The sequence below is a fragment of the Zhongshania sp. genome (assembly GCF_029212375.1).
In the GTDB taxonomy this organism is placed as follows: Bacteria; Pseudomonadota; Gammaproteobacteria; order Pseudomonadales; family Spongiibacteraceae; genus Spongiibacter.
Genome location: NZ_JARGNU010000019.1, coordinates 49,485 through 61,891, shown reverse-complemented (window position 1 = coordinate 61,891; position 12,407 = coordinate 49,485). Strand labels below are relative to the sequence as shown.

General features: G+C 50.5%; 11 protein-coding genes and 5 tRNA genes. All 16 read left to right on the top strand.

The features are described 5' to 3' along the window. Nucleotides 1-294: 294 nt before the first annotated feature. Complete coding sequence (birA, locus tag P1U47_RS15955; RefSeq protein WP_301030185.1) at nt 295-1,263, top strand: bifunctional biotin--[acetyl-CoA-carboxylase] ligase/biotin operon repressor BirA; 969 nt, start codon at nt 295-297, stop codon at nt 1,261-1,263. Between the two features lie 2 nt (nt 1,264-1,265). Then, nucleotides 1,266-2,006, top strand: coding sequence for a type III pantothenate kinase (locus P1U47_RS15950; RefSeq protein ID WP_301030184.1), 741 nt, complete (start codon nt 1,266-1,268; stop codon nt 2,004-2,006). Nucleotides 2,007-2,019: 13 nt separating this feature from the next. After that, nucleotides 2,020-2,706 (top strand): hypothetical protein, encoded by a 687-nt coding sequence (locus tag P1U47_RS15945; RefSeq protein ID WP_301030183.1) that lies wholly within the window; start codon nt 2,020-2,022, stop codon nt 2,704-2,706. A gap of 35 nt (nt 2,707-2,741) precedes the next feature. Continuing rightward, nucleotides 2,742-2,817 (top strand) — tRNA-Thr (locus P1U47_RS15940). Between the two features lie 92 nt (nt 2,818-2,909). Then, nucleotides 2,910-2,993 (top strand) — tRNA-Tyr (locus P1U47_RS15935). A 35-nt stretch (nt 2,994-3,028) separates the two neighbouring features. Then, nucleotides 3,029-3,102 (top strand) — tRNA-Gly (locus P1U47_RS15930). Nucleotides 3,103-3,133: 31 nt separating this feature from the next. Further along, nucleotides 3,134-3,209: transfer RNA gene (locus tag P1U47_RS15925), tRNA-Thr, on the top strand. Nucleotides 3,210-3,291: 82 nt separating this feature from the next. After that, nucleotides 3,292-4,515 carry an elongation factor Tu gene (tuf, locus tag P1U47_RS15920; protein WP_301030173.1) on the top strand — a complete coding sequence of 408 codons (1,224 nt, stop codon included), beginning with the start codon at nt 3,292-3,294 and terminating at the stop codon, nt 4,513-4,515. A 49-nt stretch (nt 4,516-4,564) separates the two neighbouring features. Next, nucleotides 4,565-4,640, top strand: a tRNA-Trp gene (locus P1U47_RS15915). Between the two features lie 71 nt (nt 4,641-4,711). Further along, a complete protein-coding gene (gene secE, locus P1U47_RS15910) occupies nt 4,712-5,077 on the top strand; it encodes a preprotein translocase subunit SecE (RefSeq protein WP_301030182.1) in 366 nt (121 codons plus the stop codon). Between the two features lie 9 nt (nt 5,078-5,086). Beyond that, complete coding sequence (gene nusG / locus P1U47_RS15905) at nt 5,087-5,617, top strand: transcription termination/antitermination protein NusG (protein ID WP_301030181.1); 531 nt, start codon at nt 5,087-5,089, stop codon at nt 5,615-5,617. Between the two features lie 139 nt (nt 5,618-5,756). Continuing rightward, the gene (gene rplK / locus P1U47_RS15900; RefSeq protein WP_301030180.1) at nt 5,757-6,188 is read left to right on the top strand and encodes a 50S ribosomal protein L11; all 432 of its coding nucleotides are present in this window, start codon (nt 5,757-5,759) and stop codon (nt 6,186-6,188) included. A gap of 2 nt (nt 6,189-6,190) precedes the next feature. Then, nucleotides 6,191-6,889 carry a 50S ribosomal protein L1 gene (gene rplA / locus P1U47_RS15895; protein ID WP_301030179.1) on the top strand — a complete coding sequence of 233 codons (699 nt, stop codon included), beginning with the start codon at nt 6,191-6,193 and terminating at the stop codon, nt 6,887-6,889. 286 nt (nt 6,890-7,175) lie between these two features. Continuing rightward, the gene (rplJ, locus tag P1U47_RS15890) at nt 7,176-7,703 is read left to right on the top strand and encodes a 50S ribosomal protein L10 (RefSeq protein ID WP_301030178.1); all 528 of its coding nucleotides are present in this window, start codon (nt 7,176-7,178) and stop codon (nt 7,701-7,703) included. A gap of 54 nt (nt 7,704-7,757) precedes the next feature. Then, a complete protein-coding gene (gene rplL, locus P1U47_RS15885) occupies nt 7,758-8,135 on the top strand; it encodes a 50S ribosomal protein L7/L12 (protein WP_301030177.1) in 378 nt (125 codons plus the stop codon). A gap of 193 nt (nt 8,136-8,328) precedes the next feature. Next, on the top strand, nt 8,329-12,405 hold the full coding sequence (rpoB, locus tag P1U47_RS15880) for a DNA-directed RNA polymerase subunit beta (protein ID WP_301030176.1): 4,077 nt from the start codon (nt 8,329-8,331) through the stop codon (nt 12,403-12,405). Nucleotides 12,406-12,407 lie beyond the last annotated feature (2 nt).

The following is a 12,407-nucleotide window of genomic DNA, read 5'->3' as shown; positions in this document are numbered from 1 at the left end:
GACGGGAGACGGTGAACGCAAAAGATAAAACCAAAACCTAGCAGCAGTCATCTGCCGATCTCACAAAAAAGCCCCTGCAGGAGTCCCTGCTGGGGCTTTTAAGTCTTAGCGTCTCCCGTCTACCGTCAAGCGCCTCCCAGGCACTTAGCGTCCACCGTCTCCCGTCGAGCGCTTCCCGATCACTCTGCGTTAAACGTCTCCGCCGCCGCGCCACTAAGCATGTTTACGGCTTACCGTGGGCTAGTTCAGCTATGTCTGCTATTATCCGAGGCGATTCAATGGCGGGATTTGTGTGTGGATAATTCAGCATTATTAACTATTTTGGCAGACGGTGATTACCACTCCGGCGAGGAGGTAGGGCTTCGTCTTGGGATTAGTCGTGCGGCGGTATGGAAGCAATTACACAAGCTTGAAGGGCTTGAGCTGCCTATAGAGTCAGTAAAAGGTCGAGGATATCGTATTGCTGGCGGACTGGATTTGTTGTCAGTTGATAAAATTCGTGGCTTATTGCCGGAAGCTGCAGTATCGAGCTTGGGCGAATTTGATGTGTTCCCGCTTATAGACTCGACGAATGATGCAGCCGCAGAGGCCATTCGCAAAGGTCGTGGGCGTAATTATTGCTGCATGGCGGAGCAGCAAATAGCAGGTCGTGGCCGTCGCGGTCGCGATTGGCAGAGCCCGTTTGGTCGCAATATCTATCTGTCGATGGTGTGGGAGTTTCAGTCCGGTGCGGCGGCGCTTGAGGGTTTAAGTCTGTCGGTAGGCTTGGCGGTAGTCCGTGCATTGATTGCTTTGGGTGTTTCTGGTGCTGGTCTGAAGTGGCCAAATGATGTTTTGCATGAAAATAAGAAGCTGGCGGGCATTTTGCTCGAAATGCAGGGTGACCCCGCGGGTTTGTGTCAGGTTATCGTTGGGGTCGGTTTAAACGTAGATTTGACGTCTTGCAATACCAGTGCGATTACTCAGCCGTGGACCGATTTGCGTACAATAGCGGGCAGCGTTGATCGCAACGTGTTGGCCGCGACGTTGATTACCGAGCTTTACGCTGTGCAGGCTGAGTTTACTCGCGATGGCTTTGAGTTTTTGCGCCGAGAGTGGTGCCGCTATGATGTTTTTGCTGGCAAATCGGTACGGGTGCAGCTGGGTGATAAATATATCGAGGGCCAAGCGCGCGGTGTCGATAGCGGTGGTGGTTTAGTGCTGGATACCCCAGAGGGCGAAAGAATCTTCCGCGGCGGTGAAGTCAGTTTGCGGGGTGCATGAGGATGAGCACTTTACGCCTTGAGCTGGATGTCGGTAACTCTTCGTTAAAGTGGCGCCTTATGAGCGGTGCTCAGCGGCTTGATGGTGGTCGACTTACAGAGTCACCGATGGCGATAGCTGATTTACTGCGTGCGGGACCTGCTGTGGTTCACATCGCCTCGGTACGGTCGGAAACGCGAAACCAAGAACTAGTTGATGCATTAACGTTGGCGGGTGTGCCGTTTAGTTTTGCTCGTAGTCAGCGCGAGTGTGCAGGGCTTAGTAATAGTTATGCTGATATAACAAAAATGGGTGTTGATCGCTGGCTGGTCATGGTGGCGGCGTTTGTAGATTGCGGTCGGCCTTGTGTGGTCATTGATGCTGGTACCGCACTTACGATTGATATTGTTGGTGGTACGGGCGTGCATCTAGGTGGTTATATTATTGCGGGAGCCGGATTATCCGCTAAGGCGCTGGCTGAGCACACAGGTAGAGTGCGATTTGGAGGCGAGGAGCAATTTAGCTTGGCCCCAGGGGTGGATACTGAAGGCTGTGTGCATCACGGTAAATGGTTGGCTCAGCTCGGGGCAATTATGGCTGCGCTACAGCAGGCCGAGGAGGCGATCGGTGATCTCGCTGAGGTTTATATCACCGGTGGCGACGCGCCGACCCTGCTTGGGTTAGCTGGCGCCCAGGCGTCGCGTTGGCGATATCGTGAAGAATTGGTGTTAGATGGGCTCGCGGCCGTAATGGCGGCACCCTAAGAGGGAGATATTGGTGCGTTGGTTTTTGCTATTACTAATACTCCTTAATGGGGTTGTTTATCTCGCGGGTAAATCTGAACAGGGTTTTGACGCGCTTGTTGATCGTGCTGATGCAGGTGGGCTGTCTGGTAATATTCAGTTGTTGTCAGAGCGCAATGGGCCGGTTGCAAATAGTGACGAGGGGGCTTCGGTAGCGGCGCCGGAAGTAGCCCTAAAGTCGGGTCAGTGCTTGATTTTGGGTCCATTTCTTCAGGTATCGTCTATAAAGGACGAGCAGAAAAAAAATCCAGGGTTGCTGGCGTATAGTGAAGAGTACGAGCGCGGTGCCGATTACTGGGTGTATCTTGGGCCGTATCCGTCGTTTAACGCTGCGAGCAAAGTCAGTGCTGAGTTGGAGGCTAAGCAAATTGATAATTTTGTGATTCGTAAAGGTGAGCTAAAAGATGCGGTTTCATTGGGGGTTTTTACCGATGCAGAGCGTGCCGCTACTCATGCTAAGGGTTTGTTAAAGAAGCATTATACGGCTGAAATTCGGCGTATTGCCAAGAATGCGACGCGGTATTGGCTGGTTTTGGCGGGCGGCAGAAGTGACGTCGATTACGGCCAAGCCGAGGCTTCGATGGCTGCCATGGCGGACAATAATAAAAAGCTTAGGAAAAAAAGCTGTAATCTGATTGCGTCTTACAAACAGTTAGACTAGAATGCCGGCCTCGTTTGGAAGCGACGTGGTAGCTTGCTGGCGTAGCTCAGTTGGTAGAGCAGCTGACTTGTAATCAGCCGGTCGGGGGTTCGACTCCTCTCGCCAGCTCCACATATTTTTTGTTGCGGAGTAAATATTGATCATTCGGCCAGAGATTTGGGCGATAGGTATTTGAGCTAAAACAAATTATTCCATTTTCTTGGGGAGGGGTTCCCGAGTGGCTAAAGGGATCAGACTGTAAATCTGACGCGCGAGCTTCGGTGGTTCGAATCCACCCCCCTCCACCATTAATTGCTAAGCTTGCCAGAAAACTGCTGTTTAAGCGGGTATGGTTCAATGGTAGAACCTCAGCCTTCCAAGCTGATGGTGCGGGTTCGATTCCCGCTACCCGCTCCAGTATGGGCAGGTTTAAGGTGTGAATTGCGGTGCTCATATAGCTCAGTCGGTAGAGCACTTCCTTGGTAAGGAAGAGGTCAGCGGTTCGAATCCGCTTATGAGCTCCATTAATTTGGCGGCAAAAGCTGATTGGTCGGCTTTTGTCTTTTTGTAGTGACTAGACGAAAGGTCCGCTAGGAGACTGTCGCAATGGCAAAGGAAAAGTTTGAGCGTAATAAGCCCCACTTGAACGTGGGCACCATCGGTCACGTTGACCATGGTAAAACCACGCTGACTGCAGCACTAACCCGTGTATGTGCGGAAGTGTATGGCGGTAAAGCAGTGGCGTTTGATGGTATCGATAATGCACCTGAAGAGCGTGCACGTGGTATCACCATTGCGACCTCTCACGTCGAATACGACTCGTCAGTTCGTCACTACGCGCACGTTGACTGCCCAGGTCACGCCGATTATGTAAAAAACATGATCACTGGTGCTGCGCAGATGGATGGCGCGATACTGGTATGTGGCGCAACTGACGGCCCAATGCCGCAGACGCGCGAGCACATCCTGCTGTCACGTCAGGTTGGCGTACCTTACATTGTTGTGTTCCTGAACAAAGCAGACCTTCTTGCAGAAGATTGCGGCGGCGTAGGCAGCGAAGAATACAACGAGATGCTGGAATTGGTTGAAATGGAGCTGCGCGAGCTGCTCGATTTGTACGACTTCCCAGGCGATGACACGCCAATCATTGCTGGTTCTGCCTTAATGGCATTGAACGGCGAAGACGACAACGAATTGGGTACCACCGCGGTTAAGAAATTGATTGAAGCGTTGGATACTTACATTCCACAGCCTGAGCGTGCAGTTGATCTGCCGTTCCTGATGCCAATTGAAGACGTGTTCTCAATCTCTGGTCGCGGCACGGTAGTAACTGGTCGTATCGAGCGTGGTATTCTGCGCACTGGCGATGAGATCGCTATCATCGGTATTCACGACACCACCAAAACAGTATGTACTGGTGTTGAAATGTTCCGCAAGCTGCTTGACGAGGGTCGCGCTGGTGAGAACGTTGGTGTGTTGCTGCGTGGTACTAAGCGCGACGACGTAGAGCGTGGTCAGGTACTGGCTAAGCCCGGTTCAATCACGCCTCACACGCGTTTCGAAGGTGAAGTATACGTACTGTCCAAAGAAGAGGGTGGTCGTCACACGCCATTCTTTAAAGGCTACCGTCCACAGTTCTACTTCCGTACCACGGATGTAACTGGTGCTTGTGAGCTGCCGGAAGGTACTGAAATGGTTATGCCTGGCGACAACGTGAAAATGGACGTAACTTTGATTGCGCCCATCGCGATGGAAGAAGGTCTGCGTTTTGCAATTCGTGAAGGTGGCCGTACTGTTGGCGCCGGCGTTGTTGCTAAAATCGTAGAATAAGCCCGGTAAGATTGGGTTAAAAGTCCGGGTGATTTAGCCCGGCACTTGTAGGCCAGTAGTTCAATTGGTAGAGCACCGGTCTCCAAAACCGGCTGTTGGGGGTTCGAGTCCCTCCTGGCCTGCCATTTACGTTAACACCGCTTCGCGAATGCGTAGTGGTGTTTTGCGCTTAGCGGAAAAGGGAAATTTTTTAACAATGAGTGCTAAGGCGGAAGACGCTGGTCGCCTCGACGGTCTGAAATGGGTGCTAGTAACCCTAATAGTGGCTGGCGGCGTTGGCGGCAATATATATTTCTCTGGTGAGTCTCTGCTCTATCGCGTCATCGCCTTGTTGGTGTTGGCGCTGATTGCAGGGTATATCGCATACAGTACGGTCAAGGGCGCTGCATTTTTTGAGCTGCTCAAAGGCGCACGTACAGAAATTCGTAAGGTTGTCTGGCCATCGCGTCAGGAGAGTACCCAAACAACGCTGATTGTGGTGGCGTTTGTAGTTGTTGCGGCATTGATTCTGTGGGGCTTAGACACTCTGTTGGGTTGGTTGGCATCCATGGTTATCGGCTAGAGGTAGGGCATGACAAAGCGCTGGTATGTTGTACACGCCTATTCGGGTTATGAAAAGAAAGTCGCTCTGGCACTAAAAGAGCGTATTGAGCTCTCTGGTTTTGCGGATCGTTTCGGCGATGTGTTAGTGCCCACCGAAGAAGTGATTGAAATGCGCGGTGGTCAAAAGCGCAAAAGTGAGCGCAAGTTTTTCCCAGGTTACGTGCTGATTCAAATGGAACTCGGTGACGATACTTGGCATTTGGTTAAAGAAACACCCCGTGTTATGGGTTTTATTGGTGGCAAGGCAGATAAGCCTGCGCCAATTACCGAGAAAGAAGCGCAGGCTATTTTGCAGCGCGTTGAAAGTGGTGATAAGCCCAAGCCTAAAACCTTGTTCGAACCGGGTGAAATGGTACGGGTTATCGATGGGCCGTTTAATGACTTTAACGGTGTTGTCGAAGAAGTAAATTACGAGAAAAACCGCCTGCACGTTGCGGTCCTGATCTTCGGCCGGTCTACGCCGGTTGAATTGGATTTTGGTCAGGTAGAGAAAGCTTAATATTCGGTTTCACGCGTGTGGGACTGAAGAAATGTTGCCCGTCTGTCAGATTAATTGTTTGGCGGGCGAGCAGTTTAAACCGGGGAGCCAGTAAGCGATTGCAAGATCGTGTGGCGTTTGTACCCACTAGGAGGAAGTTATGGCTAAGAAAGTACAAGCTTATATTAAGCTTCAGGTTGCTGCCGGTAAGGCCAACCCAAGTCCGCCAGTTGGTCCTGCACTGGGTCAGCACGGCGTTAACATCATGGAATTTTGTAAAGCTTTTAACGCTCAAACACAGAGCCTTGAAGCAGGCATGCCAATCCCAGTTGTGATCACTGTTTATTCAGATCGCAGCTTTACCTTTGTCACTAAGACTCCTCCAGCTTCGTACTTGTTGAAGAAAGCGGCCGGTGTTACTAGTGGTTCTGGTACTCCCAACTCTAAGAAAGTCGGTAAAGTGACTCGCGCCCAGCTGGAAGAAATCGCCACTATTAAGATGGCTGATTTAACTGCTTCTGATATGGATGCAGCAGTGCGCACTATTGCGGGCAGTGCCCGTGCCGCCGGTATTGAAGTTGAGGGTCTGTAATCATGGCTAAGCTCACAAAACGTCAAAAAGCGATTAATGAAAAAGTTGTCGCTGGCAAGCAGTACAGCTTTGAAGATGCAGTTGCGCTTCTTAAAGACGTGTCTGTAATTAAATTTCCCGAAGCAATTGATGTTGCAATCAATCTTGGTGTTGATGCGCGCAAATCTGATCAAGCGGTTCGCGGTGCAACGACTCTGCCCCACGGTACAGGTAAAACTGTTCGCGTAGCGGTTTTTACTCAAGGTGAAAATGCCGAGAAAGCGAAAGCAGCCGGTGCCGACTTTGTTGGTATGGACGACCTAGCAGCCCAAGTTAAAGGCGGCATGATGGACTTTGACGTAGTTGTTGCATCTCCTGATGCAATGCGCGTTGTCGGTCAATTGGGCCAGGTGCTTGGTCCACGTGGCCTGATGCCTAACCCGAAAACTGGTACCGTTACTGCTGATGTTGAAACCGCAGTAAAAAATGCCAAAGCGGGTCAGGTTCGCTACCGTACAGATAAAAACGGCATCATCCACGGTGCAATTGGTAGTATCAGCTTTGAAGCCAATGTGCTCAAAGATAACCTTGAAGCATTGCTGAGCGACTTGCGTAAAGCAAAGCCGTCTTCTGCTAAAGGTGTTTACATGAAGAAGGTCACCCTTTCTTCTACGATGGGCCCCGGTATCGTAATTGATATGGCGAGCTTGTCGGCAAAATAATTTTAAGGCGCTAGTCGTCTTGAATGAGGCGGTCTTTTCGGAGGCCGTTTTATAGGCTTTGTGGTCTTTGACAGCTGACCTACTGTGTCAAAAGACAGAGACCATCAAAGACCGTAGGCGGGGTTTGGGTTGTTTAGACTTTCCCCTTAATCGATGTGTTGATTCGTCAACGTTTACCGGCATTGGCCTACGCAGATGGTGGAGTGGATTTGTTCTCCAGCAAATGACTTAAAACCTTGTGTTTTGAGTCTACGGTAAATAACTGACAAATCCAGGAGTTATCCAAGTGGCATTAAGACTCGACGACAAGAAAGCGATAGTAGCTGATGTTAACGAGACTGCTGCGAGTGCATTGTCATTAGTTATTGCTGACGCCCGTGGGTGTTCAGTAGGCCAAATGACTGAGCTCCGCAAATTGGCGCGTGAATCAAAAGTAAGTGTACGTGTAGTGCGTAACACCCTTGCGATCCGCGCGCTGAAGGGAACTGACTTCGAGTGCGCAGAGACGGCCTTTAAAGGCCCATCTCTGTTAGCTTTCTCGATGGAAGATCCCGGTGCGGCGGCGCGTATCTTCAAAGATTTTGCGAAAGCAAATGCTAAATTTGAAGTAAAAGCACTGGCAGTCAGTGGCCAATTGATGGGCCCAGATCAGTTAGATGTACTGGCGAAATTGCCTACCCGCGACCAAGCGCTGTCTATGTTGATGAGCGTTATGCAAGCACCGGCAACGAAACTTGTACGTACACTGAACGAAGTACCCGGAAAATTGGTTCGTACTCTAGCTGCAGTTCGCGAGCAGAAAGAAGCTGCGTAAGCGCAGCGTTTTAATGGTTTTTCTTTAAGTAATTGACACAGTAGGGAGTTTCACATGGCTCTGTCACAAGACGATATTTTGAATGCAATCGCTGAAATGAGCGTAATGGACGTAGTTGGTCTAATCGAAGCGATGGAAGAGAAGTTTGGCGTTTCTGCTGCTGCAGCTGTTGCTGCTGCACCAGCCGCCGCTGCTGAAGCTGGCGCTGCCGCTGAAGAGCAGACTGAATTTGACGTAGTTCTGACCGCTGTAGGCGAGAAGAAAGTTAACGTTATCAAAGCAGTCCGCACTATCACTGGTTTGGGCTTGAAAGAAGCTAAAGAATTAGTAGATGGCGCGCCTTCTACTATTAAAGAAGCTGCTTCTAAGGCTGATGCAGAGTCTGCGAAAAAAGAACTTGAAGAAGCTGGCGCTAGCGTCGAGCTTAAGTAAGTTGCTTGTTGACCTGCTTGCAGGTCAATCTCAAGCGAGGCTGGTGGGTTAATCCCGCCGGCCTTTTGCTGTTGTTTGAGACATTACAGTCGGCTTCCTGTTGGGAGCTGGCCAGCGGCAGATGAAAAACTGCCGTACTAACGATGCCGTCGCCGGTCGCGACGGGGTCAAGAAATGATGCTGGGGAGTACTGATGGCTTACTCGTACACTGAGAAAAAACGTATCCGCAAGGATTTTGGCAAAATGCCGCACGTCATGGACGTGCCTTACCTCCTTGCGATTCAGCTGGATTCTTACAAGAAGTTCACTCAGCAGGGTGTTCCTGCCGGTGAGCGCGGTGAGTATGGTTTGCACGCCGCATTTAAATCAATATTCCCGATAGTGAGTTATTCCGGTAATGCCGCGCTTGAGTACGTCGATTACGTGCTTGGCGTGCCGGCGTTTGATGTGAATGAGTGCCAGCTGCGCGGTGTGACTTATTCGGTGCCGCTGCGGGTTAAGGTTCGCTTGATTATTTACGATCGCGAATCAGCTAACAAAAGTATTAAAGATATTAAAGAACAAGAAGTCTATATGGGCGAAATCCCGCTGATGACGGAAAACGGAACCTTCGTTATCAATGGTACTGAGCGGGTTATCGTTTCCCAGTTACACCGTTCACCTGGTGTGTTCTTTGATCACGATCGCGGCAAAACCCACTCCTCGGGCAAGCTGTTGTACTCTGCGCGCATTATTCCTTACCGTGGTTCTTGGTTGGATTTCGAATTCGACCCTAAAGACATGGTGTTTGTGCGTATCGATCGCCGTCGTAAATTGCCGGCCACAATTTTGCTGCGCTCACTCGGCATGACGGCAGAAGAGATTCTTGAACTCTTCTACGACGTTAACACCTTTAAAGTATCCAAAAAAGGTGGCTTTACCATCGCATTGATCGCTGAGCGTTTGCGTGGTGAAGTTGCGACCTTTGATATCTGTGCCAAGAACGGTGAAGTCATCGTTGAAACTGGTCGTCGTATTACAGCCCGCCATATCCGCCAGATAGAAAAAGCGGAACTGAGTGAACTGGCGGTACCGGTAGAGTATTTGGTTGGTCGTGCTCTGGCTAAGGACATCGTCGACAAGAAAACCGGTGAAGTACTCTTTACCTGTAATACCTTGATCACTGCCGAAATTCTCACTGCGCTTGAAGAAGCTGGTGTGGCAGAGATCGACACGCTTTATACCAACGAATTGGATTGCGGTCCTTACGTTAGCGACACCTTGCGCGCTGACCCAACCAATACTCAGTTGGAAGCACTGGTTGAAATCTACCGCATGATGCGCCCAGGTGAGCCGCCAACTAAAGAGTCGGCTGAGAATTTGTTCCAGAACTTATTCTTCTCTCCAGAGCGTTATGACTTATCTACCGTTGGTCGGATGAAGTTCAACCGCCGCGTTGGTCGGGAAGAAATTTTGGGTTCCGGTACGCTGGATCAAAGCGACATCATCGCTGTTATGAAGATGCTGGTTGGCATTCGTAATGGTAAGGGCATTGTTGACGATATCGATCATCTCGGTAACCGTCGTATTCGTTCGGTTGGTGAAATGGCTGAAAACCAATTCCGTGTTGGTTTGGTACGTGTAGAACGCGCAGTTAAAGAGCGTCTGTCTATGGCCGAAAGTGAAGGCCTGATGCCTCAGGATCTGATCAACGCCAAGCCCGTTGCTGCAGCAGTGAAAGAGTTCTTTGGCTCGTCTCAGCTGTCGCAGTTTATGGATCAGAACAACCCGCTGTCGGAAATTACCCACAAGCGTCGTGTTTCTGCGCTTGGGCCTGGTGGTCTGACTCGTGAGCGTGCAGGCTTCGAAGTTCGCGACGTTCATCCAACGCACTACGGTCGGGTATGTCCAATAGAAACGCCAGAAGGACCAAACATTGGTCTGATTAACTCATTGGCTACCTACGCGCGCACTAATGAGTATGGTTTCCTTGAAAGCCCTTACCGTAAAGTTAAAGACGGTAAAGTAAGTGACGACATCGAGTACTTGTCGGCAATCAACGAAGCTGAAGAAGTTATCGCTCAGGCCTCTGCGGTCATGAACGAAAAGGGCGAGCTGACCGATGAAATGGTTGCCGTTCGTCATATGAACGAATTTACGGTAATGCCGCCCGAAAAAGTAAGCTACATGGACGTTTCGCCCAAGCAGGTTGTTTCGGTTGCTGCGTCATTGATTCCGTTCCTAGAACACGATGATGCTAACCGCGCCTTGATGGGCTCGAACATGCAGCGTCAGGCGGTGCCAACGCTCAAGGCCGATAAGCCTTTGGTCGGTACTGGTTTTGAGCGCTATGTGGCCTCTGACTCCGGCGTGTGTGTTGTAGCCCGCCGCGGCGGTGTGATCGACAGTGTTGACTCTTCACGTATTGTTGTTCGTGTTAACAACGAAGAAGTGCAACCAGGTCAACCACCAGTTGATATTTACAATCTGACTAAATACACCCGTTCTAACCAGAACACCTGTATTAATCAGCGGCCAATCGTAAGCGAAGGTCACGACGTTGTGCGTGGCGACATTCTGGCCGACGGCCCGTCTGTCGATATGGGCGAGCTGGCACTTGGCCAGAACATGCGTATCGCGTTTATGCCTTGGAATGGTTACAACTTCGAGGATTCGATCCTAGTTTCTGAGCGCGTGGTGAAAGAAGATCGTTTCACTACTATCCATATTCAGGAACTGACCTGTATCGCACGTGACACCAAATTGGGTTCAGAGGAAATCTCTGCAGATATTCCCAATGTTGGCGAAGGCGCGCTGGCCAATCTCGATGAGTCCGGCATTGTTTATATTGGTGCTGAAGTCGGCCCCGGCGACATTCTGGTCGGCAAGGTGACGCCTAAAGGCGAAACCCAGTTAACCCCAGAAGAAAAGCTGCTACGTGCCATCTTTGGTGAGAAAGCATCTGACGTTAAAGATACTTCCCTGCGCGTGCCTACCAGCACCAAGGGTACAGTTATCGACGTTCAAGTATTCACCCGCGACGGTCTTGAAAAAGACAAGCGCGCGCTGGAAATTGAAAAGATGCAGCTCGACCAGTTCCGTAAGGATCTGAACGAAGAGTACCGTATTGTTGAAGAAGCTACGTTTGCGCGTCTGTCTACCGCATTAGACGGTCAGGCGATTCTCTCTGGCCCAGGTATGAAGAAAGGCGATGTTCTTTCTGCTGCTGGCTTGGCTGAAGTTAAGAAAGACGACTGGTTCAAATTGCGTTTATCTGATGAGGCCTTGAATGCTGCATTAGAAGATGCTGACAAGCAGCTCGTTGCGCACCGCAAAACCTTGGAAGAGCGTTTTGAAGACAAGCGCCGCAAGCTGACGACTGGCGATGATTTGGCGCCGGGCGTACTGAAGATCGTTAAGGTTTACTTAGCAATCAAACGTCGCATTCAGCCTGGTGATAAAATGGCTGGTCGTCACGGTAACAAAGGTGTTATCTCGGTCATTATGCCCGTTGAAGATATGCCGTTTGATGAGAATGGCGAGCCGGTTGATATCGTTTTGAACCCACTGGGTGTTCCGTCGCGGATGAACGTAGGTCAGGTTCTTGAAACCCACCTTGGCCTTGCGGCGAAAGGTTTGGGTAGCAAGATTGACGCAATGATTCGCGAGCAGCGCCAAATTGCTGATGTGCGTAAGTTCCTTGGCGAGATTTACAACGATGGCGCTGGTCGTCACGAAGATCTCGACAGCTTCAGCGATGAGGCGATCATGGATCTTGCTAAGAATCTGCGCGGCGGCGTGCCAATGGCAACTCAGGTATTCGACGGCGCTAACGAAGCAGAAATTAAGAGTCTGTTGCGCTTAGCAGGTCTGCCAGACAGCGGTCAGTTGAAACTGTGCGACGGCCGTACCGGTTTGGAATTCGATCGTCCGGTAACTGTCGGCTATATGTACATGCTGAAGTTGAACCACTTGGTAGATGACAAGATGCATGCGCGTTCTACCGGTTCGTACAGCTTGGTAACTCAGCAGCCATTGGGTGGTAAAGCTCAGTTCGGTGGTCAGCGTTTCGGGGAGATGGAAGTGTGGGCACTAGAAGCTTACGGTGCCGCCTATACCCTGCAGGAAATGCTAACGGTCAAGTCGGACGACGTGAATGGTCGTACCAAGATGTATAAAAATATTGTTGATGGTGATCAAAGCATGGAGCCGGGCATGCCCGAGTCTTTCAATGTATTGGTCAAAGAGATCCGCTCGCTCGGTATTAATATCGAGTTAGACACGGAATAAGT